23 protein-coding genes are annotated in these 23,187 nt (G+C 67.3%); 11 read left to right on the top strand and 12 right to left on the bottom strand.

The window, feature by feature from the left end; genetic code table 11:
- Positions 1–17: 17 nt before the first annotated feature.
- The 3 genes from ACIQ0W_RS03730 to tkt are packed head-to-tail and all read right to left on the bottom strand — an operon-like array spanning position 18 to position 4,845.
- Positions 18–1,637: a glucose-6-phosphate isomerase gene (locus tag ACIQ0W_RS03730; RefSeq protein ID WP_396641494.1), complete on the bottom strand. Its 1,620-nt coding sequence runs from the start codon at positions 1,635–1,637 to the stop codon at positions 18–20.
- Positions 1,634–2,752 (bottom strand): transaldolase, encoded by a 1,119-nt coding sequence (tal, locus tag ACIQ0W_RS03725; RefSeq protein WP_036295912.1) that lies wholly within the window; start codon positions 2,750–2,752, stop codon positions 1,634–1,636. The genes ACIQ0W_RS03730 and tal overlap by 4 nt, the downstream gene beginning before the upstream one ends.
- Positions 2,749–4,845: a transketolase gene (gene tkt / locus ACIQ0W_RS03720; RefSeq protein ID WP_396641493.1), complete on the bottom strand. Its 2,097-nt coding sequence runs from the start codon at positions 4,843–4,845 to the stop codon at positions 2,749–2,751. Before tkt ends, tal begins: the two co-directional genes overlap by 4 nt.
- 242 nt (positions 4,846–5,087) lie before the next feature.
- On the opposite strand from tkt, the gene ACIQ0W_RS03715 reads away from it, so the two are divergent.
- The gene (locus ACIQ0W_RS03715) at positions 5,088–6,032 is read left to right on the top strand and encodes a heme o synthase (protein WP_396641492.1); all 945 of its coding nucleotides are present in this window, start codon (positions 5,088–5,090) and stop codon (positions 6,030–6,032) included.
- A gap of 188 nt (positions 6,033–6,220) precedes the next feature.
- Positions 6,221–7,081, top strand: a complete 861-nt coding sequence (locus tag ACIQ0W_RS03710; RefSeq protein WP_396641491.1) for an endonuclease domain-containing protein — start codon at positions 6,221–6,223, stop codon at positions 7,079–7,081.
- A 112-nt stretch (positions 7,082–7,193) separates the two neighbouring features.
- On the opposite strand, the gene ACIQ0W_RS03705 is transcribed toward ACIQ0W_RS03710, so the two are convergent.
- Positions 7,194–7,631, bottom strand: a complete 438-nt coding sequence (locus ACIQ0W_RS03705) for a dinucleotide-utilizing enzyme (protein WP_396641490.1) — start codon at positions 7,629–7,631, stop codon at positions 7,194–7,196.
- Positions 7,632–7,758: 127 nt separating this feature from the next.
- Positions 7,759–8,721 carry a heme A synthase gene (locus ACIQ0W_RS03700; RefSeq protein ID WP_396641489.1) on the bottom strand — a complete coding sequence of 321 codons (963 nt, stop codon included), beginning with the start codon at positions 8,719–8,721 and terminating at the stop codon, positions 7,759–7,761.
- A gap of 254 nt (positions 8,722–8,975) precedes the next feature.
- On the opposite strand from ACIQ0W_RS03700, the gene sufB reads away from it, so the two are divergent.
- Genes sufB through ACIQ0W_RS03665 form a run of 7 tightly spaced genes read left to right on the top strand, consistent with a single transcriptional unit; the run spans position 8,976 to position 15,722 of the window.
- Entirely contained in the window at positions 8,976–10,394 is a 1,419-nt protein-coding gene (gene sufB / locus ACIQ0W_RS03695; RefSeq protein ID WP_036295923.1) for a Fe-S cluster assembly protein SufB, read from the top strand.
- Positions 10,395–10,428: 34 nt separating this feature from the next.
- On the top strand, positions 10,429–11,631 hold the full coding sequence (sufD, locus tag ACIQ0W_RS03690) for a Fe-S cluster assembly protein SufD (protein WP_396641488.1): 1,203 nt from the start codon (positions 10,429–10,431) through the stop codon (positions 11,629–11,631).
- The gene (locus ACIQ0W_RS03685) at positions 11,628–11,954 is read left to right on the top strand and encodes a non-heme iron oxygenase ferredoxin subunit (protein ID WP_396641487.1); all 327 of its coding nucleotides are present in this window, start codon (positions 11,628–11,630) and stop codon (positions 11,952–11,954) included. The genes sufD and ACIQ0W_RS03685 overlap by 4 nt, the downstream gene beginning before the upstream one ends.
- A gap of 29 nt (positions 11,955–11,983) precedes the next feature.
- On the top strand, positions 11,984–12,766 hold the full coding sequence (sufC, locus tag ACIQ0W_RS03680; protein ID WP_396641486.1) for a Fe-S cluster assembly ATPase SufC: 783 nt from the start codon (positions 11,984–11,986) through the stop codon (positions 12,764–12,766).
- Between the two features lie 9 nt (positions 12,767–12,775).
- Positions 12,776–13,105, top strand: coding sequence for a metal-sulfur cluster assembly factor (locus ACIQ0W_RS03675; protein WP_036295934.1), 330 nt, complete (start codon positions 12,776–12,778; stop codon positions 13,103–13,105).
- 47 nt (positions 13,106–13,152) lie between these two features.
- Positions 13,153–14,313: a MalY/PatB family protein gene (locus ACIQ0W_RS03670; protein WP_396641485.1), complete on the top strand. Its 1,161-nt coding sequence runs from the start codon at positions 13,153–13,155 to the stop codon at positions 14,311–14,313.
- Complete coding sequence (locus tag ACIQ0W_RS03665; protein ID WP_396641484.1) at positions 14,310–15,722, top strand: MFS transporter; 1,413 nt, start codon at positions 14,310–14,312, stop codon at positions 15,720–15,722. Before ACIQ0W_RS03670 ends, ACIQ0W_RS03665 begins: the two co-directional genes overlap by 4 nt.
- Before the next feature lie 97 nt (positions 15,723–15,819).
- Here ACIQ0W_RS03665 and ACIQ0W_RS03660 read toward each other — a convergent pair whose 3' ends face one another.
- Both ACIQ0W_RS03660 and ACIQ0W_RS03655 read right to left on the bottom strand, forming a co-directional pair.
- A complete protein-coding gene (locus ACIQ0W_RS03660) occupies positions 15,820–17,100 on the bottom strand; it encodes a DUF222 domain-containing protein (RefSeq protein ID WP_396641483.1) in 1,281 nt (426 codons plus the stop codon).
- A gap of 140 nt (positions 17,101–17,240) precedes the next feature.
- Positions 17,241–17,879 (bottom strand): biotin transporter BioY, encoded by a 639-nt coding sequence (locus ACIQ0W_RS03655; RefSeq protein WP_396641482.1) that lies wholly within the window; start codon positions 17,877–17,879, stop codon positions 17,241–17,243.
- A gap of 141 nt (positions 17,880–18,020) precedes the next feature.
- On the opposite strand from ACIQ0W_RS03655, the gene ACIQ0W_RS03650 reads away from it, so the two are divergent.
- Positions 18,021–19,619, top strand: coding sequence for an ABC-F family ATP-binding cassette domain-containing protein (locus tag ACIQ0W_RS03650; RefSeq protein ID WP_396641481.1), 1,599 nt, complete (start codon positions 18,021–18,023; stop codon positions 19,617–19,619).
- 19 nt (positions 19,620–19,638) lie between these two features.
- On the opposite strand, the gene ACIQ0W_RS03645 is transcribed toward ACIQ0W_RS03650, so the two are convergent.
- Genes ACIQ0W_RS03645 through ACIQ0W_RS03630 form a run of 4 tightly spaced genes read right to left on the bottom strand, consistent with a single transcriptional unit; the run spans position 19,639 to position 21,626 of the window.
- Positions 19,639–20,529, bottom strand: a complete 891-nt coding sequence (locus tag ACIQ0W_RS03645; RefSeq protein ID WP_396641480.1) for an SURF1 family protein — start codon at positions 20,527–20,529, stop codon at positions 19,639–19,641.
- Positions 20,529–20,792, bottom strand: a complete 264-nt coding sequence (locus ACIQ0W_RS03640; protein WP_396641656.1) for a hypothetical protein — start codon at positions 20,790–20,792, stop codon at positions 20,529–20,531. Before ACIQ0W_RS03640 ends, ACIQ0W_RS03645 begins: the two co-directional genes overlap by 1 nt.
- 5 nt (positions 20,793–20,797) lie before the next feature.
- A complete protein-coding gene (locus ACIQ0W_RS03635) occupies positions 20,798–21,163 on the bottom strand; it encodes a DUF3099 domain-containing protein (RefSeq protein WP_396641479.1) in 366 nt (121 codons plus the stop codon).
- A 55-nt stretch (positions 21,164–21,218) separates the two neighbouring features.
- A complete protein-coding gene (locus ACIQ0W_RS03630; protein WP_396641478.1) occupies positions 21,219–21,626 on the bottom strand; it encodes a DUF4190 domain-containing protein in 408 nt (135 codons plus the stop codon).
- 109 nt (positions 21,627–21,735) lie between these two features.
- Here ACIQ0W_RS03630 and fabG point away from each other — a divergent pair, with 109 nt between their 5' ends.
- On the top strand, positions 21,736–22,446 hold the full coding sequence (gene fabG, locus ACIQ0W_RS03625) for a 3-oxoacyl-ACP reductase FabG (protein WP_396641477.1): 711 nt from the start codon (positions 21,736–21,738) through the stop codon (positions 22,444–22,446).
- Positions 22,447–22,483: 37 nt separating this feature from the next.
- Here the strand turns inward: fabG and ACIQ0W_RS03620 are convergent, their stop codons facing one another.
- Positions 22,484–23,179 carry an alpha/beta fold hydrolase gene (locus tag ACIQ0W_RS03620; protein ID WP_396641476.1) on the bottom strand — a complete coding sequence of 232 codons (696 nt, stop codon included), beginning with the start codon at positions 23,177–23,179 and terminating at the stop codon, positions 22,484–22,486.
- Between the last annotated feature and the right edge of the window lie 8 nt (positions 23,180–23,187).

Here is a 23,187-nt window from a genome sequence, read left to right as displayed (position 1 = left end):
GGTGTGCCTCTCTGGTTCTACTGGGCGGCTTCGAAGAGCGCCAGGACCTCGACCGTGGGATCGGTGAGCGTAAGCGTCACGACGGGACGTTGGTGGTCTGCGAGTACGGATGCGTCGCCCGAGGCCTGAGCCTCGATCAGCTGGCCGAAGGTGAACGGGAGTCCCGGGATCTCGAGGTCGACATCCGTGCGCTCGGTGATCTGCAGGAAGACGCCGACGGCGGGCCCGCCCTTGTGGAACTGCCCCGTGGAGTGCAGGAATCGCGGTCCCCACCCGAACGTCGTCGGACGACCCGAGTCGGCCGCGACGAGTTCGCGCAGACCTGAGAGCTGCGGGATCGCGAGGCGGTCGACGTAGGCCTGAACCGCGACGTAACCGTCCGCGGGCAAGCGCGACCACAGTGCGTCGAGGACTCCGGCGATCGTGCCGGAGGCGGCGAGCTCGGGGTCGCTGACGCGCACCTCGACGCCGTCCACGACGAACGCCGGGGGAGTGGGCTCGGGACGTGCCTCGAGCAGACCGCGCGTGGCGATCTTTGCCGACTCCACGTCAGGCTGGTCGAACGGGTCGATGCCGAGCAGGCGGCCGGCGATCGCCGTCGCGTACTCCCACACGACGAACTGCGCGCCGAGCGAACCGCTGACGAGGACCTCTCCCGGGTGACGCTCGAACAGGTGGAAGTGCTCCGCGTCGTCGACCAGGCGGACGATCTGCAGGTCGGGCAGGTCTTCGTCGAGCTCGGGCGACACGGGCAACAGCACGACGGGGAGGATGCCCGTTCCCTGCTTGCCGGTCGACTCGGCGACGAGCTGCTCGATCCAGTCGGGCAGCCCCACGATGTGGGTTCCGTCGCTGATCAGGCCCATTTTGTCGCGGCGTGGGTTGGTTCCCGCGATGGCGGCGGCGAGCACGAGGGCCGGGTTCTCGGGGCTGTCGATCGCGACCTCGAGGAGTGTGGCGTCGGCTTCGTCGAGAAGCTCGCCGATGTCGACACCGGCCAGACCCGAGGGCACGAGCCCGAACGCCGTCAGGGCCGAGTAGCGGCCTCCGACCGTGGGATCGGCGTTGAAGACGCGGTACCCCGCCGCGCGCGCAGAGACATCGAGAGGGGAGCCGGGGTCGGTCACGACGACGATGCGCTCGACCGGGTCGATTCCCAGGTCGCGGAAGGCGCCCTCGAAGGTGCGACGCGCGGAGTCCGTCTCGACGGTGCCGCCCGACTTCGACGACACGATCAGCGCCGTGCGGTCCAGCCCTCCAGTCTCGGAATCGCCGTCGAGCGCCGCGAGCACCTGACCCGGGGCGGTGGAGTCGAGGATGACGAGCGGGACGCCCGACGTCTGCGTGATGACCTCAGGGGCGAGCGACGATCCGCCCATGCCGGCGAGAACGAAGCGGTCGACACCACGGGCGAGCATGTCTTCTCGGAGCGCCTCGATCTCGGCGACGAGCGGACGCGAGACCGTCACGGCCTGCACCCATCCGAGACGCTTGGATGCCTCGGCCTCGGCGGTGGGGCCCCAGAGGCTCGCGTCACCGCTCGTGATCCCCGATGCCACGAGGTCGGCGATGAGGGTCGGGACGACCCGCTCGACGGCCTCTTTCGGGGCCCCCGAGACGTGGATCTCGAAGCTCATCGTGCCGACTCCGGTGCCCCAGCGAGGGCTTTCGTGACGGTCTCTTGCAGGTCGTGCCACGAGGCGATGAACTTCTCGACGCCCTCATCCTCGAGCACCTGGGTCACGTCGTCGATGTCGATGCCGACCGCCGCGAGTCCGTCGATGACGGCGTGTGCGTCGGCGTAGTTGGTCGTGATGGTGTCGCCGGTGACGGCGCCGTGGTCGAAGGTCGCCTGAAGCGTCTTCTCGGGCATCGTGTTGACGGTGCCGGGAGCGACAAGCTCGGTCACGTAGAGCGTGTCGGGCAGGTTCGGATCCTTGACACCGGTCGATGCCCAGAGCGGACGCTGGGCGTGAGCGCCCGCCTCGAGCAGCGCCGCGGCGCGATCCGATGCGAACTTCTTCTCGTACAGCTCGAACGCGAGACGGGCGTTGGCGATGCCGGCCTTCGACTTGAGCGCGAGAGCCTCGTCCGTGCCGATGACGCCGAGGCGCTTGTCGACCTCGGTGTCCACGCGAGAGACGAAGAACGATGCGACGGACTCGATCGATGCGAGGTCGATCCCGGCGGCCTGGGCCTTCTCGAGCCCTGCGAGGTATGCGTCGATGACATCGGCGTACCGCTCGAGGCTGAAGATCAGCGTGACGTTGACCGAAATGCCCGATCCGATGACCTCGGTGATGGCGGGCAGGCCCGCCTTCGTCGCCGGGATCTTGATGAGGGCGTTCGGGCGGTCGACGGCGGCCGACAGCTCTTTCGCCTGCGCGATGGTCGCGTCGGTGTCGTGCGCGAGATCGGGCGAGACCTCGATCGACACGCGGCCGTCGACGCCGTTGGTGGCGTCGAAGATCGGGCGGAAGATGTCGCACGCGTCGCGCACGTCGGTCGTCGTGAGCGAGAAGATCGTCTCATCGGCGGTGGCGCCGGCCGCGCGCTGGGCGTCGATCGCCTCTTCGTAGCCGATGCCTGCCGAGATCGCACCCTGGAAGATCGTCGGGTTCGTCGTCACGCCGACGACGTTCCGCGTATCGATGAGTTCCTGCAGGTTGCCGGTCGTGATGCGCTGACGCGACAGGTCGTCGAGCCAGATGCTGACGCCCGCTGCCGAGAGGTCTGCGGTGGGGGTTGTCATGAGTTCTCCTCGATGGTCTCGCGTGCCGCCTGGATGACAGCCTCGGCCGTGAAGCCGAACTTCTTGTACAACGTCTTGTAATCGGCGGATGCGCCGTAGTGCTCGATCGAGACCGAGCGACCGCGGTCGCCGACGATGCTGCGCCAGGGCAGCGCGATACCGGCCTCGACCGAAACACGTGCCGTGACCTCGGGCGGGAGGACGTGCGCACGGTACGCCGCATCCTGTTCGTCGAACCACTCCAGCGAGGGTGCCGACACGACGCGGGCGTTGATGCCCTCGGTCGCGAGCGCCTCGCGGGCGGCGACGGCGATCTGAACCTCGGATCCCGTCGCGATCAGGATCACGTCGGGCGTGCCGTTCGGTGCCTCGGCGAGGATGTAGGCGCCCCGCGCCACACCGTCGGTGGAGGCGAACGTGTCACCCGATGCCTCGCCATCACCGCGCTCGAACGTCGGAACGTTCTGGCGGGTCAGGGCGATACCGGCCGGGCCGCCGTGGCGACGCAGCAGTTCGAGCCATGCCGCGGCAGTCTCGTTGGCATCTGCGGGACGAACGAGCGTGAAATTCGGCACGGCACGCAGGGTTGCGAGCTGCTCGATCGGCTGGTGCGTCGGACCGTCTTCGCCGAGGGCGATCGAGTCGTGCGTCCACACGAACAGGCTCGGGATGTTCATGAGCGCCGCCAGGCGGACCGGCGGGCGCATGTAGTCGCTGAAGATCAGGAACGTGCCGCCGAACGGACGCGTGGGTCCGTGCAGCACGATGCCGTTGATGATCGAGCCCATCGCGTGCTCGCGGATGCCGAAGTGCATGACCCGGCCGTACGGGTTGCCGCTCCACTCGTGCGTCGACCACTTCTCGGGGATGAAGGACTTCGCATCCTTGATCGTGGTGAGGTTCGACTCGGCGAGGTCTGCGGAACCGCCCCAGAATTCGGGCAGCTCGGCCGCGAGGGCGTTGATGACCGTTCCGGATGCGGCGCGGGTCGAGACATCCTTGCCTGCTTCGAAGACGGGCAGGGCGTCGGTGATGTCGGCCGGCAGCTCGCGGGCCAACATGCGCTCGAGCAGCGCTTTGCGGTCGGGGTGAGCCGCGGCCCATGCGTCGAACGCCTCCTGCCAGCGCGCCTTCTCGGGAGCGGTGCGGTCGGCGAGGGCGCGGGTGCGCTCGATGACCTCGTCGGGAACGACGAAGCTCTGCTCCCGGTCCCACCCGAGGACGCGCTTCGTCGCAGCGAGTTCGTCCGGGCCGAGCGCGGATCCGTGGATCTTGCCGGTGTTCTGCTTGCCGGGCGACGGCCAGCCGATGATCGTCTTCAGCACGATCAGCGACGGACGCGATGTCTCGCCCTTGGCGGCTTCGATCGCGGAGTAGAGCTCGGCGACGTCCTCGACGTACTCGCCGGTCTTCTTCCAGTCCACCGTCTGGACGTGCCAGCCGTAGGCTTCGTAGCGCGCGGCGACGTCTTCGGTGAAGGCGACGTTGGTGTCGTCCTCGATGGAGATCTGGTTGGCGTCGTAGATGACGACGAGGTTGCCGAGTTCCTGGTGACCGGCGAGTGAGGATGCCTCGCTCGTGACGCCCTCCTGGATGTCTCCGTCGGAAGCGATGACGTAGACGAAGTGGTCGAAGGGGCTCTCGCCGGCGGGTGCCTCGGGGTCGAACAGGCCACGCTCGTAACGCGCTGCGTAGGCGAAGCCCACCGAGGATGCGAGGCCCTGACCGAGGGGACCCGTGGTCATCTCGACACCATCTGTGTGGCCGTACTCGGGGTGACCGGGGGTGAGGGATCCCCACGTCCGCAGGCTCTTCAGGTCATCGAGTTCGAGGCCGAACCCACCGAGGTAGAGCTGGACGTACTGCGTCAGCGAAGAGTGACCCGCCGAGAGGATGAAGCGGTCGCGTCCGAGCCAGTGCGGGTCGGCGGGGTCGTGTCGCATCACGTGCTGGTAGAGGAGATACGCCGCGGGGGCGAGGCTCATCGCGGTTCCCGGATGACCGTTGCCCACCTTCTCGACCGCATCTGCCGCAAGCACGCGGACGGTGTCCACGGCCTGCTTGTCGATCTCGTCCCAACGCAGTTCCGACACCGGACCGCCCTTCGTCGTAGAGAGCGCCTCTGCCGCCTCTCGGGCACACGCCGAATCGTTTTTCGGTGGTGTTCACGGGGGAGGGCGCGAGGGCGCATGTCATGTCTTTCCAGCATAGCGAAGGGGCATCCTCGCGCGGCTGTTCGTATGACCCGGTGTGTTACCGGTGCCAGTCGGCGGGGAGGGGGTGCGAAGCAATGCCATAGACTTGAGGTGTATTTGCGAGCGCCGAGCGGGGAGCGATGGACACTACGAGGACGCCTGACGCCCCGGCATCCGAATCATCCCCGGTGTCCGCTGTTCCGCGGTCTTTCGGACGCACGCTGCGTGCCTATGTCGCCCTGACGAAGCCCCGTGTTCTCGAGCTGTTGCTCGTCACGACCGTGCCGGTCATGATCCTGGCCCAGAACGGGCTACCCAACCTGTGGCTGGTGCTCGCCACCGTCATCGGCGGCTCGCTCAGTGCGGGGTCTGCTGCGGCTTTCAACATGTACCTCGATCGCGACATCGACGCGCACATGCAGCGGACGGTGAACCGACCTCTGGTGACCGGCGAGGTCTCGCCGCGGGGTGCGCTGATCTTCGCGTGGTCGCTCGGGGTGTTCTCGACGCTCTGGCTCTGGCTGACGACGAACGCCCTGGCGGCGATCCTGTCGGCGACGGCCATCTTCTTCTACGTCGTGATCTACACGATGATCCTCAAGCGCCGCACCGAGCAGAACATCGTCTGGGGCGGCATCGCGGGGTGCTTCCCGGTCGTGATCGGCTGGTCGGCTGTCACGGGTTCGCTGACATGGACCCCGCTCATCCTGTTCGCGCTCGTCTTCCTTTGGACGCCTCCGCATTACTGGCCGCTGTCGATGAAGTACAAGGCGCAGTACGAAGAGGTCGACGTTCCGATGCTCGGGGCGACCCGAAGCGGTGCGCAGGTCGGGCTGCAGGTCATCCTGTACGCGTGGGCGACCGTCGCATGCTCGTTGCTGCTCATCCCGGTCGCCGAGATGGGGATCGTCTACACGGCATCCGCTCTCGTTTTTGGCGGTTGGTTCATCTACGAATCGCACCGGCTCTACAACCGTGCCGTGCGCGGTACCGAGCCGGCGCCGATGCGTGTCTTCCACGCATCCATCACGTACCTGACGTTGCTGTTCGTGGCGATTGCGGTCGACCCGCTGCTGCCGTTCTAGCCTGAAACGCCGAGCGTCGGATATCCGGTCGGCGTCGGACCGTCTCGGTCGCATTTCTCCGACTGTCGCCGGATCTCCGACGCTGGACGAGGTCGGTTCGTCGTCCACAGGCTGCTGAAGAGACGCTCAGTTCACAATCTGGGCGGATGCAGCACTGCAGTGATCTCGTTCGTCGCATGCTTTCCGGCATGACGGTGCAGAATTCCCGGGCTACGGCAGCGACGGTCGACCTTCTCGACGCGGTCCGAAAGTGCGGGGGAGTGGCGCGCTCGATGACGCTGCAGCACGACGGCTTCTCGCCGTATGTGATTGCGCAAGCCGTCGCGCAGGGGCTCCTCGTGCGGGTCCGCAGGGTGTGGGTCGCCCTCCCAGGAGCCGATCGTGAGCTCGTTTCTGCGGCCCGGGATGGAGTCGTCCTGTCGTGCATCACCCAAGCTCGCCGACTCGGGCTCTGGGTTCTGCGCGAGCCCGAGTATCACGTTGCGGTTTCACCGCATGGCCGAGGGGGCACGCCGGACGGAATCGTGGTGCATTGGGCGGATGCGGTTGTGCCCAGGCATCCTGACGCACTCGTCGATCCGGTCGAGAATGTCCTCGCGCTCGTCGCGGCGTGCCAGCCGCACGAGGCAGCGATGACGATCTGGGAGTCAGCGCTGCGTCAGGGCCTCGTTGAACGGGCCGCACTGATGAGGCTGCCGCTCCCTCGACGTGCGCGGCGGATTCTCGAGCGCGCCGTTCCCTTCGCGGATTCTGGCCTCGAGACGCTGTTCTCGATACGGCTGCGATGGTTGCGGGTCAGGATCTTGCCGCAGATCTGGATACTGGGCCACCGCGTCGACTTTCTCATCGGCGAGCGGCTCGTCGTGCAGATCGACGGGGGACACCATGTGGGATCGCAGCGGACGAGCGACATTGCCCACGATGCGGCCCTCATGGCTGCGGGGTACCACGTCATTCGTCTGTCCTACGAACAGATCATCGACGATTGGCCGACAGTCCAGGACATGATCGCGCGGGCCGTCGCGGCCGGGCTCCATCTCGCCGCGTAGGTTGTCGCGGGCGCCGGAGATTCGGCCGAGGTCGGGGCAGGGAAGCTCCTCCGCTCCTCCGCTCCGACGCCGGCCGAATTACCGACGCCCAACGAGGGGTGGCGTGGAACGCTCAGCTCTTGGCGGGCGGGACCTCTTCGTCGGCTGCTGTGGCGACATCGGCGTCCAGGGCGGCCTCGTCGGCGGTCACGCCTTCCGCGGTGGCGGGTTCGAAGTCGTCCTGGGGGTCGTCATCGATGTCGTCCGCGTCATCGAACGAGTCGGCCACCACCACGACGGGCTCGGCACGCTTCACGAGGGACGCGCCAGCCGCGAGGGTGAGGGCGAACGCCAGTCCGATCAGACCGGCGCCGATCAGGATGGAGCCGAGGACGGCCCACGACTGACCCACATAGACCTCGACACCGGTGGCGCTTCCGTCGAGGATCGTGTCTGTCATCACGCCGAGCTTGTCGAGCGTGAGCCACAGGCCGACACCACCGGCTGCTACGGAGCCGACGACGAGGACCCAATAGGGAACGCTGCGGACGAGGCGGGGACGGGCGGTCATAAGTTCTCCTTGTTCGTGGGACGGCGTACACCGCCGACGCAGAGACTCTTCCTGTCCCGTTAGTGCGCGGCCTATCCGAACCCTATGGGTTCGCTGTGGGGGGAACCGATCCGGCGCCCGAACTTGTCTACGAAGTGGGTACGGATGCTGGTGCCGCGGACTCGTCCCGCTCCGCGCGTATTGCGGTCGTCGGCACCTTCAGATGCATGACGACTGCCGTCATCGCCGCGACGAGCAAGACCGCGAGCACCATGTGGATGTTGACCAGCACGATGGGGAGCCCCGTGCGTGCCTGCCAGAGTCCGACGGCGATCTGCACCGCCTCGACGCCCAGCAGCAGTAGCACCCAGCGTCGGAGGGGAAGGCGCCAGCCACCGACGAGCAGAGCGAGCGTCAGGGCGAGTGTCGCGTAGGCGGGCCACGAGTGGAGGTGCTGCATGAGTTCGGGGTCGAGCCCGTTCCGCGCGGCACCCGCATCTCCGGCGTGGGGGCCCGCGCCGGTCACGAGGATCCCGACGATGACGGTGATCACCACGGCGACCGACGTGAGATGCGCGAGGATGGCGAGTCCGCGAGGCGCCGCAGGCACGCGCGGTCCGGGCGTGGAGTAGACCCGGACGACGAACACCGTGGCGAACGCCACGAGCACGACCGACGCGAAGTAGTGCAGGCCGACGACGTACGGGTTGAGGTTCGTCAACACGGTGATTCCACCGATGACCGCCTGGATCGGCACATACAGGCCGATGATCAGTGCGAGCCAGAACAGATCGGGGCGAGTGCGCCGCATACGCACGACGAAGAGGAACGTGATGATGGCGACGGCGACGAGCACGAACGTGAGCAGGCGATTGCCGAACTCGATGACCCCGTGAATGCCCATCTCCGGCGTATTGATGAAGGATTCGGGCGTGCATCGCGGCCAGGTCGGGCATCCGAGTCCCGAAGCCGTGAGCCGGACGAGTCCGCCGGTACCGACGATCGCGACCTGGACGACGAACGTGGCCCAAGCCGCGAAGATGACGCGACGATCGATGCTCGACGGGAGTATCCGCCAGAGCTTCTGCGCGGGTCCGGGTTCCTGCGACAAGCGGATCGCCTCCTGAGCGGTCCCGCGTCGGGTCGGGCGCGGGCAATGGTCGGCCCGCTGGACGGGGCGACCCTGTAGAATCGAGGGGTTGCGGCGCGCGTGCGAAAGCACTCGACGCACTGTCAACAGTTTAGGCGCGCGAACCGTGTGCCCCTGAGCCTGGCCCGGAAGCGGCGGACTCCTTTCTCGCACACAGAGAACGGATGGATCGCCGGGGCGGATGAAACCGTTGCGGCCAAGAGGAGAGTGTGACCATGTCTGATGTCCTGATCGATCGCCCCGAACTAGCGGGGCTCGGAGTCTACGAATTCGGCTGGCACGACAAGGACGCTGCGGGGGCTGCCGCCAAGCGCGGCCTCAGCGAAGCGACGGTTCGTGACATCTCGGCTTTGAAGGCTGAGCCCGAATGGATGCTGCAGCGCCGTCTGAAGGCGCTCGAGCTCTTCGGTCGCAAACCCATGCCGACGTTCGGCGCTGACCTCAGCGACATCGACTTCGACAACATCAAGTACTTCGTGCGGTCCACCGAGAAGCAGGCGCAGTCCTGGGAAGACCTTCCCGAAGACATCCGCAACACGTACGAGCGGCTCGGAATCCCCGAGGCGGAGCGCCAGCGCCTCGTCTCCGGTGTCGCCGCCCAGTACGAGTCCGAGGTCGTGTATCACCAGATCCGCGAGGACCTCGAGCAGCAGGGTGTCATCTTCATGGACACCGACACCGCGCTCCGCGAGCACCCCGAGATTTTCGAGGAGTACTTCGGCACCGTCATACCCTCGGGTGACAACAAGTTCGCAGCCCTGAACACCGCCGTATGGTCGGGCGGGTCGTTCGTGTACGTGCCCAAGGGCGTCCACGTCGAGATCCCCCTGCAGGCGTACTTCCGCATCAACACCGAGAACATGGGTCAGTTCGAGCGGACCCTGATCATCGCCGACGAAGACAGCTACATCCACTACATCGAGGGCTGCACCGCCCCGATCTACAAGAGTGATTCGCTGCACTCGGCCGTGGTCGAGATTATCGTGAAGAAGAACGCCCGCGTTCGGTACACGACGATCCAGAACTGGTCGAACAACGTCTACAACCTCGTCACCAAGCGTGCGGTCGCGCACGAGGGGGCGACGATGGAGTGGATCGACGGCAACATCGGCTCCAAGGTGACGATGAAGTACCCGGCTGTCTATCTGATGGGCGAGCACGCGAAGGGCGAGACGCTGTCGGTCGCGTTCGCCGGTCCCGGTCAGCACCAGGACGCCGGCGCCAAGATGATCCACATGGCGCCGTACACGCAGTCGTCGATCGTCTCGAAGTCGATCGCTCGCGGCGGTGGACGTGCCGGATACCGCGGTGAGGTCCGCGTGGATGCGAATGCGCACCACTCGGCGAACACGGTCCGCTGTGATGCGCTGCTGATCGATACGATCTCGCGCAGCGACACCTACCCGGCCATCGACATCCGCGTGGATGACGTCCAACTCGGACACGAGGCGACCGTCTCGAAGGTCAGCGAAGAGCAGCTGTTCTACCTGCAGTCGCGCGGCATGGCCGAGGACGAGGCGATGGCGATGATCGTGCGCGGATTCATCGAGCCGATCGCCCGCGAATTGCCCATGGAGTATGCCCTCGAGCTGAACAAGCTGATCGAGATGGGCATGGAAGGAAGCGTCGGATGATTCTTCGACCGACGATGAAAGGACGAGTCGGCGAGTGACGACGACAACGACCACCCCCCGCCAGGTGCCCGGAAACGTGCCCCACACCGACGGAGGATGGGGGCAGACGACTGCGCGCACCATCCCCGTCCAGACGCGCTCCGCGCGTCTCCGTTCGTTCGTTCCCGCGGACTTCGCTCGGCCCACCGGCCGCGAGGTCAACTGGAAGCAGACGCCCGTCGCGCGCCTCGCCCCGCTCTTCGACGATGTCGCGGGTGACGAGGGTGCCGTTGGCATCTCGGTGACGGGCCCTCTCGCGGCGGCAGGCCTGACCGTGGGACAGGCGCCCCGTGGTGAGGTTTTCGAACCCGAGGACCTTCCGAGCGCCATCGCCTGGTCACGCTCCGCCGAGGCGCTGTACATTGCCGTGCCCGCGAACGAGGAGCTCGACGAGCCCGTCGTTGTGGAGTTCATCGGCGCGGCCGCATCCCTCCGCGCCCACGCCCATGTCGTGATCGAAGCGCGCGAGAACTCCAGCGCCACAGTCATCCTGCGCCACGAGGGATCCGCTGCGTTCGCTCAGAACGTCGAGATCATCGTTCGTCCGGGTGCCCGCCTGAACGTCGTCTCCGTCCACCGTTGGGACGACGATGCCGTGCACGCCGCGGCGCACCAGGCGCGCGTCGAGCGCGATGGCAGCCTGCGTCACTCGGTCGTCAGCTTCGGCGGCGGCGTCGTGCGCGTCAACCCGTCGGTGGACCTCGCGGGCGCCGGCTCGGAGGGCGAGGTCTACGGCCTGTCGTTCGCCGACGCCGGCCAGCACCTCGAGAGCCAGGTCTACGTCCACCACCGCGGTCCCCAGACGCGAGCGGACGTGCTTTACAAGGGCGCGCTGCAGGGCGTCGGTGCGCGGTCGGTCTGGATCGGCGACGTGCTGATCGGACCGGATGCCACGGGCACCGACTCCTACGAGGCCAACCGCAACCTGGTGCTCACCGAGGGTGCCCGCGCCGACTCGATCCCGAACCTCGAGATCGAGACCGGCGACATCCAGGGCGCCGGGCACGCGAGCGCGACCGGACGGTTCGACGACGAGCAGCTCTTCTACCTCCAGGCGCGGGGCATCAGCGAGGACGAGGCTCGTCGCCTCGTCGTCATCGGGTTCCTCGCCGAGATCGTCCAGAAACTTCGTGTGCCGGACCTCGAGGCAGAACTCACCGCCGCGATCGAGGCGGAGCTCGCCGAGGGCATCGCGTGACCCTGCAGCGCGCCTGCGCTCTGAGCGAGCTCGAGCAGGACACGGCCAAGCGCGTCGAACTCGACGGCGTCGCGATCGCCGTCGTGCTCGACGGCAACGGCGACGTCCACGCTATCGGCGATGTCTGCACGCACGGAGACATCTCGCTCTCCGACGGATTCGTCGAGGGCGAGACGCTCGAGTGTTGGGCCCACGGCTCGGCGTTCTCGTTGCGCACCGGCCGCCCCCTCAACCTTCCGGCCTACGAGCCGGTACCCGTCTTCGTCGTCCAGATCGACGGTGACGACGTCCTCATCGATCCCGCTTCCACCGTGGCCGTCTGACCGGCCGAGTCCGTTAGGAACCCCTTTACATGTCTGTCCTCGAAGTTCGCGACCTGCACGTCACCGTCGACACGGATGCCGGCGTCACGCCCATCCTGAACGGCGTCACCCTCACCATCCGCACGGGCGAGACCCACGCGATCATGGGCCCCAACGGCTCCGGGAAGTCGACCCTGGCGTACACGATCGCCGGTCACCCGAAGTACACCGTCACCTCGGGGTCGATCACGCTCGACGGCGAGGACGTCCTCGCGATGACCGTCGACGAGCGCGCGCGGGCGGGTCTGTTCCTCGCGATGCAGTACCCGGTCGAAATCCCCGGAGTCACCGTCAGCAACTTCCTGCGTACCGCGAAGACCGCGATCGACGGTGAGGCGCCCTCGATCCGCAACTGGGTCAAGGACATCCGCGTGTCGATGAAGAACCTGCGCATGGACCCGAAGTTCGCCGAGCGCAACGTCAACGAGGGCTTCTCGGGCGGCGAGAAGAAGCGTCACGAGATCCTGCAGCTCGAGCTGCTGAAGCCCCGCATCGCAGTGCTCGACGAGACCGACTCCGGCCTCGACGTCGATGCGCTCAAGATCGTGTCCGAGGGTGTCAACCGCGCCAAGGCCGAGACCGACCTGGGCGTCCTCCTGATCACGCACTACACGCGCATCCTCCGCTACATCGCGCCGGACTTCGTGCATGTGATGGTCGCCGGGCGCATCGTCGAAGAGGGGGGCCCCGAGCTCGCGGACCGCCTCGAGAACGAAGGTTATGACCGGTTCCTCGACACGGCTTCCGAGCCCGCCGCACCCGCCGGCGCTTAGGATATAACCATGACCGCGACGCTCGCTCCTGAGAAGTACGACGAGGTCTCCGAGGCGCTCAAGGACGTCATGGATCCCGAACTGGGGATCAATGTCGTCGACCTCGGACTGATCTACGACCTCGGCTGGGACGACGAGAACGACGCCCTGGTGATCCACATGACGCTGACGAGCGCCGGATGCCCGCTGACCGATGTGCTCGAAGAGCAGACGGCACAGGCCCTGGACGACGTCGTCGAGCGGTTCCGCATCAACTGGGTGTGGATGCCGCCGTGGGGTCCCGAGAAGATCACCGACGACGGCCGCGACATGATGCGGGCACTCGGCTTCTCGATCTGATCGTGACGATCGACGCTCCGCTCTCGCGGCGTCGATAAGCTCGCAAGGTGACCGTCGTCCCCTTGGAAGCGCTGCCCCTCGACAAGCTGCGCGAGCGCTCGAGCGTCAAGTGGCGTCGCTACCCGGCGGACGTTCTCCCGATGTTCGTCGCCGAGACGGACTTTCCGTTGGCGCCCGCGATCACCGCCGCGCTTTCGCGTGCGCTAGAGCTCGGTGACACCGGCTACACCTCGCCCGCTTCGGGCGTTCGCGAGGCGTATGCGGGCTTCGCCGCGCGTCGGTTCGGATGGGATGTCTCACCCGAGGCCATCCGCTCGACCGGCGATGTGATCATGGGCGTGGTCGAGATTCTGCGACGCTCGATCGCTCCCGGGGACCGCGTCGTCGTGACGCCGCCGGTGTACCCGCCGTTCTATGAGGCGATTCCCGAGGCGGGAGGCGTCGTCGAGCGCGTTCCGCTGCTGCGGCGAGAGTCCGGGTTCGAGTTGGACCTCGACGGCATCGAGACGGCGCTGCGCGGAGGAGCGCGTGCGGTGCTGCTCTGCAACCCGCACAACCCGACCGGGACGGTTCATTCCCGAGAGGCCCTCGCTCGTCTGGCCGAGATCGCCGAGGCAGCCGGTGCCGTGGTGGTGAGCGATGAGATCCACGCTCCGCTCGCGCAACCGGGGGTCACGTTCACGCCGTTTCTGGACGCATCTCCTGCCGCCGCCCGCGTCGGCTACGTCATCACGAGCGCAAGCAAGGCGTTCAACCTTGCGGGGCTGAAGTGCGCGCTCATGATCGCGACCGATGCCGAGCGCTTCGAGGTCGTGCGGAATCTGCCCGCCGAGGTCGAGTGGCGGACGGGTCTCTTCGGCGCTCTTGCGGGTGTCGCTGCGTTCTCGCCGGAGAGCGATGCGTGGCTGGACAGCATGCTCGCCGCGGTCGATCGCAACCGACGGCTGCTGGGGGAGCTCTTGAGCGAGCACGTGCCCGGGGCGCGCTACGACGAGCCCGACGCCGGCTACCTGGCGTGGGTCGATCTGTCGGATGTCGGGTGGGGCGATAACCCCGGGGTGAGGATCCTGCGCGACGCGAAAGTCGCGCTGCACTACGGGCCGGCATTCGGGGTTGAGGGCAGGGGACACGTGCGCCTCAACATCGGCTGCTCGCCCGAGGTGCTCACCGAAGCCGTTCAGCGGATCGGGGCTCTGATCGAGCGGTGAGCGGCTCCGTCCGCGCGTCGTCCCCCACCAGCGAGCCCACGTCGATCTGGGATGCGCGTCTGATCTGGGTCACCCTCGGTGCCGTCTCGCTCATCTTTCTGGCGGCGACCCAGTCCCTCGCGATGACGACGGTGATGCCGATCATCAGCGACGAGCTGAACGGCGATTCTCTCTACGCACTGGCGTTCGCGGGGACGCTCGCGACCGGTGTCATCGGAATGGTCGTGACGGGAGCGTGGTCGGATCGATCCGGGCCGAAGGCCGCCCTCTACGCGTCGATCGCGCTGTTCCTGATGGGGTTGGTCGTGGCGGGGATCGCGCCGAACATGCCGATGCTCGTCGTTGGTCGGCTGCTGCAGGGCCTCGGCACCGGCGGCCAGACGGTGGCGCTCTACGTCGTCGTCGCGCGTATCTATCCCTCCGCCATCCACGGGCGGGTTTTCGCGGCGTTCGCGGCGGCGTGGGTCGTACCGTCTCTAATCGGGCCGCTCGCGGCGGGCGCCGTCACCGAGCATCTGCACTGGCGGTGGGTCTTCTTCGGAGTGGCTGTGCTGACGGTCGTGGCGTTCACCGCGGTGGCCGTTCGGCTGCACCGTTTGGACATGCGGACATCGCAGCCCGCCGGCAGCGGGTTCTGGGGGCGCCTAGGGCTCGCGGTGGTGGTCGCCGCCGCGGTTCTTCTGCTCGGGATGTCTGGGGGATTCGGTGCCGCGAGCCCCGTTGTCGCGGTCGCGGCGGCGGTGCTGATCGGGTTTGCGGCGCGACCGCTTCTTCCCTCCCGCACGCTGCGGGTCGGTCGCGGCCTGCCGAGCGTGATCCTGCTTCGCGGCTTGATCGCGGGCGCGCTGTTCGGGGCGGAGGTGTACGTCCCGTATCTCATGATCGACCGGTACGGGTTCTCGCCGACGTGGGCGGGTCTCGGTCTCACGACCGCTGCCCTCGCGTGGGCGACCAGCGCGGACATCCAGGGACGTTACGGCGATCGCATCGGCAATCGGCGGATCGTGATCATCGGCTGCACCCTGCTGACGATCGCAACGCTGACGGCGGCGGTCTGCGCCGTGACGGTCGCGCATCCCGCGATCCTGATCGCCGGGTGGACGTTCTCGGGCGCCGGCGTCGGCTTGATCTATTCGCGGTTGACCGTCCTGACGCTGGCCTATTCGACGCCGCGGAACCAGGGATTCAACTCTTCGGCGTTGTCGATCTCGGATTCCACGGGCGCCGCCGTGACGATCGCCGTGATGGGCCTCGTATTCACGGGCCTGTCAGGCACGGGGTGGGAGTTTCCCGCGGTGTTCGTGCTGGCGGCGGGCATCGCCATTTTCGCGCTCGTTCCCGGCCTGCGTCTCGACACGCGTGATGCAACAGGCGCGGACGGGATCCCCGTCGGCTCTCTCACCCGGTAACGGGGCGCTCGGCGGCGTTTGGCTCGTATCCGTCTCGCGGACGCCTAGAACCTTCCGCGGCCGAGCTTCCGCGTCTCAGCGGCCGAACATCCCCTTCTCAGAAGGGCGGGGGTTCGGTGTTCGGGGTGAAGTGGACGGCGGGTGGTGGTTTGTCGATGTAGACGTGGCCGCCGGGGGATGTCCATTCGAGGATTCCGCCGCCGAGTTGCCGGACCGTCCAGCCCGTTTCGCCCTTCAACGTGTGGTGTCTCTTGCACAGGCACGCCAGGTTGCAGGTGCTGGTTTCGCCACCCAACGCGTAGTCGAGGGTGTGGTCTCGGTCGCACCGGTGCGCCGTTTGCCGGCACCCGGGGAAACGGCAGTGCTGGTCCCGGGCTCGCAGGAACCGTTTCATGTCCGCGGAGGGTGTGTATCGGTCGACGGCGAGGACGCATCCGGTGATGGGATCGGCGAGGACTCGGTCCCATCCGGTGGCGTGGCCAGCCAACGCGCGGGCGGTCGCGGGGTCGATCGGGCACCGGCCCACGAGCTCGCCCGGCTCGTCGGTCACGCCAGCGAGTGCTAGCGCGGGCACGGTGACGTTCACGATGCCCCGAATCGCCCCCAAACCGCCGAACCCGTCCGACATGCCGGCACCGGTTTCGACGGTCGGGGTGGTGGTGAGGAGAATGTCCGCGACGAGGTCCGCGCGGATCTGATCCAGGGTGCGGGTGTCCGTGGGGTCGGCCTTCTTGATCGCCTGCGCTTGCTGGGTGATGCGGTCGTGCATCGCGTGCGCCAGCACCGCGGGTTGGATGGTGCTGAACTCGGCCATCCCGTCGCCGATGTCCCGCACACACGCCCCCCGCGACGCCCGAGCTTCCCGGTGCCGTTCGGTCAACGTCCGCGGCTGCAACGCTTCCGCGATTCGTGCCAGGGCCGTCCCGAGCCTGCCGGGTGTGGTCTCCTCCGCCCGGGCCACAGCCTGAACCTCGAACTCCGCACGCGCTTGCGTGTCGGTCAGTGGCAAACCGTGCTCCAGGACCACCGCAACATGCCCCGCACTGACCCGTCCCGCATCCCATGCCTCGAACGTCGCCGGGAACGACTCCTCCAACACCGCGGCATCGTTCATCCGACGCTGCACCGTCCGATCGGACATGTTCGCCGCAACACCCAACTCAGCCGCCAACGCACGGAACGGCAGCTCCGCCTCACGCGAGGAGGTCGACACGAGTTCCGCAACCCGCCGCATCCCGAGATCCGCCGCATCCGCCAACACCCGTGCCTGCGCGGCCTGCGCTCGCGCCACCGCCCTGGACGCCTCCGCGAACCGGTCGGCCAGGTCCCGCGCCGCAACATCAACGCCAGTGCCGATCTCGGAACGGTTCGAATGCATGTTCGAAACTCTACGGAAGACCACCGACATCCGAGGCTCGAAACGGTCCCCAAACCAGCACAATCACGCCACCCAAGATGAGAGTTCTCACATCTTCGGAGGCTGTCGCCGTGAGCGGGCTACGCGTTGATGACAGTTCCTCAGTCGCGAGCACGACGATCGAGCGACCGCACCAGCATCCATGCGGCGGGGACCAGCAGGGCCGCGAAGGCGGCCTTGATCAGTCCGGGCACGATGAAGGGCAGCACGCCCGCGCCCATGATCGAGGCGAACGACACATCCGAACCGACGACGTTGGCGAGGATCAGTGCCATGTAGGGCACGCCCACGAGGAACGGGATGATGCTCGCGGCGACGAATCCGACGAAGGCCAGAACCGGGCGTCGGTCCCAGGCGCGCTGCGCGAACCATCCCGCGACGAACGCCGCGGGGATGAAGCCCACGATGAACCCGAAGGACGGGGAGAGGACATACGCGGGCCCTGCGACCGGTCCGGCGAAGATCGGAAGTCCGGCCAGGCCGAGCAGCATGTACGACGTGAGGCTCGCGGCACCACGGCGGGCGCCGAGCGCCGCACCGACGAGGATGACGCCGAGCGTCTGGCCCGTGATGGGCACGGGGCCGATGTAGAACGAGACCTTCGCGAGGAGTGCGACGACGGCGACACCGGCAAGGACGAGCGTCGCGTCCATGGCGAAAGCCCGGGCGCGGGTGGAGGGCCGCGCGATGATGTCGGCGAGGACTCGGCGTGAGCCGGCGGCGGGGGCGAGGGCGGTCATGAAGACTCCTAGGCGTCGGGACAGCAGGCATCGGCGCAGCGGACGCTCTATCGCGATGGGGTGTGCGCTCCCGACTTATACTAGGGGTTTGGCACCTCTGCCTCTTTTGTACCCACCCCACCGACGGAACGGACATCCGCTGTGCTCGCCGTGCACGATCTCGAGATCCGCGTGGGCGCCCGCATCCTCATGTCGGGCGTCTCTTTCCGCGTCTCGCCCGGCGACAAGATCGGGCTCGTGGGCCGCAACGGTGCCGGAAAGACGACCCTTACAAAAGTCCTGGCGGGGGATCTGCCCGCCGCGGACGGGCGGGTCGAACGCACCGGTGAGCTCGGCTACCTCCCGCAGGATCCCCGCACAGGCGACCCGACGATGCTCGCGCGCACACGCATCCTCGACGCACGCGGACTCGGTACTCTGGCCATCGACATGCACGAAGCCGCCCTCGCGATGGGCGACGACGATTCGGCCGTCGCGGCGAAGGCGATGAACCGCTACAGCGCCCTGACGGAGCGCTTCGAAGCTCTCGGCGGATATACGGCCGAGGCCGAGGCGGCGACGATCTCGCACAATCTGTCGCTCCCCGACAGACTGCTCGACCAACCGCTCAGCACGCTCTCGGGTGGACAGCGTCGCCGTATCGAGTTGGCTCGCATCCTGTTCTCGGATGCCGACTCGATGATCCTCGACGAACCGACCAACCACCTCGACGCCGACAGCGTGGTGTGGCTGCGCGAGTTCCTGAAGAACTACAAGGGTGGGCTGATCGTGATCAGCCACGATGTCGAGCTCGTGGGCGAAACCGTCAACCGCGTGTTCTATCTGGACGCCAATCGCCAGGTCATCGACATCTACAACATGAACTGGAAGAATTACCTGCGTCAACGCGTGGCAGATGAGGAGCGCCGCAAGAAGGAGCGCGCCGGAGTCGAGAAGAAGGCGACGCAGCTGCAGATGCAGGCCGCGCGCTTCGGTGCGAAGGCATCAAAGGCCGCCGCTGCGCACCAGATGGTCGCGCGCGCCGAGAAGATGCTGTCGGGCCTGGACGAGGTCCGCCAGGTCGAGCGGGTTGCCAAGCTCCGATTCCCGAAGCCGGCGCCCTGCGGCAAGACCCCGCTCATGGCGTCGGGGCTCTCAAAGTCGTACGGATCGCTCGAGATCTTCACGGATGTCGACCTCGCCATCGACCGCGGGTCCAAGGTCGTCATCCTCGGCTTCAACGGCGCGGGAAAGACGACTCTGCTCCGCATCCTGGCGGGGGTCGACAAGCCCGACACCGGGCAGCTCGAGCCGGGTCACGGCCTCAAGATCGGCTACTACGCGCAGGAGCACGAGAACCTCGACGTGAACCGGTCAGTGCTGGAGAACATGATGTCCGCGGCGCCCGACATCACGGCGACCGAAGCGCGCAAGGTGCTCGGATCGTTCCTCTTCACGGGTGACGATGTGCTGAAGCCCGCCGGGGTCTTGTCGGGTGGGGAGAAGACGCGGCTGTCGCTCGCGACCCTCGTCGTGTCGTCCGCGAACATGCTGTTGCTCGACGAGCCGACGAACAACCTCGACCCGGCGTCGCGTGAAGAGATCCTCGGCGCGCTCTCGCACTACGAGGGTGCGGTCGTCCTCGTCTCGCACGACGAGGGAGCCGTCGAGGCCCTGAACCCCGAGCGCGTGCTGATTCTGCCCGACGGGGTCGAAGACATCTGGAACCGCGAATACGCGGACCTCGTCTCGCTCGCCTGAGCGATTACCTCGCGCCCAGTCAGCGGGCGGCCGCGTCGAGGATGGCATCCTCGGCGTCGGTGTCCGCGTCGCGTCGCCGCGCGGGAACTCGAGGAGGCCGCGGCGCGCGAGGGGCGGAGGCATCCCGTTCCGGATCGTCCTCGCCGGCCTCTGCGCGGTCTTCGCGCCGCTGAGCGATCTCTGTCTTGATGACGTATCCGATGAAGATGAAGCCCATGATGGCGAACAGGATCCACTGGATCGCGTAAGACAGGTAAGGACCGGGATCTTCCGTCGGCGAGGTCAGCGCCGTCGGACGCTCGGCGGGTGCGGGATCCTCGGAAACCATGAGGCCGTAAGCGGCCGTGACGGTTTCGGTGCCGGTGAGCTCGGCAATCGCGGTCAGGTCGATGACCGGCACCTGGCCCTCGGGCGCGCCACGCCCGGATGCGGGCGCCGCCTCGCTCGGGCGCAACCGAGCAGTGACGGTGACCTCGCCGGACGGAGGAGCGGGCACGGTGGCCGGGTCCGAGCTGTCGGAAGCGGGCGGGACCCAGCCCCTGTTCACGATGACGATGCGGCCGTCATCGAGCTGGAACGGCGTCAGCACCTCGAAGGCACTCGTGCCGCCGTGCGGCCGGTTCCGGGCGAGCAGCTGCTCGTCGGGAAGGTATCGCCCCTGCAGCACGACGGGCAACCACTCTGTGTCGGGATCGAAGTCGGAGGTGCCCGTGAGAACGGATGACACGGGCACCGGTGACGCGTCGTAATTGGCCTCGATCAGCGCGAGGTCCGCCGAACGCTCCTGATTACGGGTGAATTGCCAGTTCGACAGGAACGCGCATGCGATCGCGAACACGACCGCGAGCGACACATAGATCGCCCAGCGGCCCGCCGTCGGCAGATTCTGCATGCTGTGTTTCCGGGCCATCAGCCGCCCTCGGCAGCCGCATGGCGAAGTGAATCCTGTGTCGCGTCCGTCTGCGGAGCGAAAGGCGCCAGCTCGACGGGAAAGTCGCGCGCGGCCAAGTAGTCGCGGAGGTACTCGGCGTGTTCGTCGCACGCGAGCCAGACCTTTCGCCGGTCGGCCGTATGGATCCGGGGATTGCGCCAGATGACCTGCCATGAGGCGTCCGCTCGACAGCCCGCGCGGGAGCAGGGTGTTCCGCCGGGCTCCTGCCCGCCGCCGAGCATCGACATCAGCGCGTGTCCTCGGACCGCGGTGTCTCGGTGAGAAGGATCACACCCGGGGGCGTCGCCGACCGGGGCGCGGCAGCTGAGGATGCGGGGGCGACCGGAGCGGGAAGCATCCGCTGGACCGGCTCCGCCCGTGCACTCGAGTCGTACCCGACGTTCGCGACGATCACGGCCACGTAGGGAAGGAAGATCGCTCCTGCCGCAAACACCCAGGTGTACCAGCCGTACGGCGTTACGACGGCCATCAGCACGAAGCAGGTGATGCGGATGACCATGGTCCACATGTACCGCCGCATGCGTGCCGCGGCCTCGTCGCGCGGAGCGCGCGGTAAGGAGGTCGATGACAGGGATTCGGCGTGTGTTTTCACGGTACTGACCAGCGTACGCCGCCCGGAGGACACCAGGCTCGTGAACGAGCGCGGATCAGGAGTAGGACGAGGGCGAGTTCTCGACCATGGTGATGAAGAACGGGAGGAATGCCAGGAGAGCGATCACGGCGAGCACCCACAGCCCGACGCCGACCCAGCCGATGATCGTGCCCGCGAGCCCGAGGCCGCGTCCCTGCTCGCCCGTGCGCTTGATCTGACCGAGGGACATGTGACCGGTGATGACGGCAACGATCGACGGCACGAACGGGATCAGGACAAAACCGACGATGGCGCTGATGAGCGACACGATCGCCAGCGTGTTCGTCTTCGCTGCGGGAGGATACGTGCCGTAGCCGGGCGCCGCGGGGTATCCACTGGCCGGGGGAGCAGCCGGGTATCCCTGCGACACCGGGGGCGCGGGGGGATAGTTGCCGGGATCGCCTGCGGCCGGGGTGGAAGTCATGGGAAGCCTCTCGTCGGTACACCTCAGACTCGCAGCGCCCGCGCCCGGATGTCAACGCGACGCACGCGTGGGTAGTGTTGAGCGGTCCCACCTCGACCACAGGAGTGCCATGACCACCGAACGCGTCGTCCTTGTCACCGGCGGAAACCGAGGCATCGGTCGCGCGATCGCCGAACGCTTCGTTGCCGACGGACACCGCGTGGCCGTGACGGCCCGGTCCGGCGAGGGGCCCGAGGGGACGCTGACGGTCCGCGCGGATGTCACCGATTCCGCTTCGTTGGATGCCGCGTTCACCGAGGTCGAGGCGCAGCTCGGTCCCGTCGAGGTGGTCGTGGCGAATGCGGGCATCACGAAAGACACGCTGCTGATGCGGATGTCGGAAGACGACTTCGACTCGGTCGTTTCCACGAACCTCGGCGGCGCGTTCCGTGTGGTCAAGCGGGCATCGAAGGGCATGCTGCGCGCACGCTGGGGTCGAGTCATCCTGATCTCGAGCGTCGTCGGCCTCTATGGTTCCGCGGGACAGGTCAACTACGCCTCGTCCAAGAGCGGGCTCGTCGGTTTCGCCCGCTCGCTGACGCGCGAGCTCGGCGGGCGCGGCATCACGGCGAACGTCGTCGCGCCCGGCTTCATCGAGACCGATATGACCGCGGCCCTGCCCGACGAGACGCAGGCCGAGTACAAGCGCAGCATTCCGGCCGGTCGCTTCGCGACGCCCGACGAGGTCGCCGGTGTCGTGACGTGGCTCGCTTCGGACGACGCCGCCTACATCTCCGGGGCGGTCATCCCCGTCGACGGCGGCCTGGGGATGGGCCACTGAACCCACGCCGAGCGGACTGCTCGTCGAACTCGACTCGTCAGCGCGCGATGGCGTCGAGGATGGCCTGACCCACCGCGGTCGGCTGCGTGAACTGGGGCCAGTGTCCGGTGCCCAGATGCACGACACGCACGTCTTCGAGCGCGGTGAATTCGCTGCCCCATGCCGGCCACTGTTCGAGCATCGCGCGCAGTGCCCCCTCGTCGTGGGGTCCGCTCAGCACGGTCACGGGGCGTCTGTGGCGGCGAAGATCGTGGAAGTGAATCGGATCCATCGGCACGCCCGCCGGCACGGGCAGGGTGCGGGCCGCCCAGGCCCGACGCGTGGTCTCGTCGATATCCGCGACATCCGGTTCGTCGAAGCTGTCCCATCCGGGAAACGGGATGACGCCGTCTACCACCTCGAACTCGGAGATGATCGAGCCGTCCGGCGGGGGCACGGTGTCGACCAGGACGAGATGTGCGACGCGCTCTGGGCGCGCGTCGAGTGCTCCGTAGGCGACGTTGCCGCCTCCGCTGTGGCCCACGACCACAACCTCGCCGGGCAGTGCGTCGATCTGCGCGACGACCGCCGCGACCCAGTCGGCGATGCCGATGTCCGCAGACTCGGCAGCGGGGGCACCGGTTCCCGGGAGCGTCAGCGGATGGGTGCGATGACCGGCATCGGTCAGCGTCGGGACGACGGCATCCCACGAGGAGGCATCGAGCCAGAGACCCGGTACGAGGATGATGTCCATGCCGAGAC

Origin of the sequence: Microbacterium sp., from assembly GCF_044340635.1 — a bacterium.
In the GTDB taxonomy this organism is placed as follows: Bacteria; Actinomycetota; Actinomycetes; order Actinomycetales; family Microbacteriaceae; genus Microbacterium.
This window is presented reverse-complemented; position numbering and strand designations above follow the sequence as displayed.

What these genes read in the sequence shown, in the direction of transcription:
- ACIQ0W_RS03645 (WP_396641480.1), bottom strand. Translation starts at nt 20,529, where the DNA reads ATGGCCCGGAAACACAGCATGCAGAATCTGCCGACGGCGGGCCGCTGG.
- ACIQ0W_RS03655 (WP_396641482.1), bottom strand. Translation starts at nt 17,879, where the DNA reads ATGACCGCCCTCGCCCCCGCCGCCGGCTCACGCCGAGTCCTCGCCGAC.
- ACIQ0W_RS03710 (WP_396641491.1), top strand. Translation starts at nt 6,221, where the DNA reads ATGACGGTGCAGAATTCCCGGGCTACGGCAGCGACGGTCGACCTTCTC.
- ACIQ0W_RS03640 (WP_396641656.1), bottom strand. Translation starts at nt 20,792, where the DNA reads ATGCTCGGCGGCGGGCAGGAGCCCGGCGGAACACCCTGCTCCCGCGCG.
- ACIQ0W_RS03620 (WP_396641476.1), bottom strand. Translation starts at nt 23,179, where the DNA reads ATGGACATCATCCTCGTACCGGGTCTCTGGCTCGATGCCTCCTCGTGG.
- ACIQ0W_RS03630 (WP_396641478.1), bottom strand. Translation starts at nt 21,626, where the DNA reads ATGACTTCCACCCCGGCCGCAGGCGATCCCGGCAACTATCCCCCCGCG.
- ACIQ0W_RS03675 (WP_036295934.1), top strand. Translation starts at nt 12,776, where the DNA reads ATGACCGCGACGCTCGCTCCTGAGAAGTACGACGAGGTCTCCGAGGCG.
- ACIQ0W_RS03715 (WP_396641492.1), top strand. Translation starts at nt 5,088, where the DNA reads ATGGACACTACGAGGACGCCTGACGCCCCGGCATCCGAATCATCCCCG.
- ACIQ0W_RS03730 (WP_396641494.1), bottom strand. Translation starts at nt 1,637, where the DNA reads ATGAGCTTCGAGATCCACGTCTCGGGGGCCCCGAAAGAGGCCGTCGAG.
- tal (WP_036295912.1), bottom strand. Translation starts at nt 2,752, where the DNA reads ATGACAACCCCCACCGCAGACCTCTCGGCAGCGGGCGTCAGCATCTGG.
- ACIQ0W_RS03705 (WP_396641490.1), bottom strand. Translation starts at nt 7,631, where the DNA reads ATGACCGCCCGTCCCCGCCTCGTCCGCAGCGTTCCCTATTGGGTCCTC.
- ACIQ0W_RS03660 (WP_396641483.1), bottom strand. Translation starts at nt 17,100, where the DNA reads ATGCATTCGAACCGTTCCGAGATCGGCACTGGCGTTGATGTTGCGGCG.
- sufB (WP_036295923.1), top strand. Translation starts at nt 8,976, where the DNA reads ATGTCTGATGTCCTGATCGATCGCCCCGAACTAGCGGGGCTCGGAGTC.
- sufC (WP_396641486.1), top strand. Translation starts at nt 11,984, where the DNA reads ATGTCTGTCCTCGAAGTTCGCGACCTGCACGTCACCGTCGACACGGAT.
- fabG (WP_396641477.1), top strand. Translation starts at nt 21,736, where the DNA reads ATGACCACCGAACGCGTCGTCCTTGTCACCGGCGGAAACCGAGGCATC.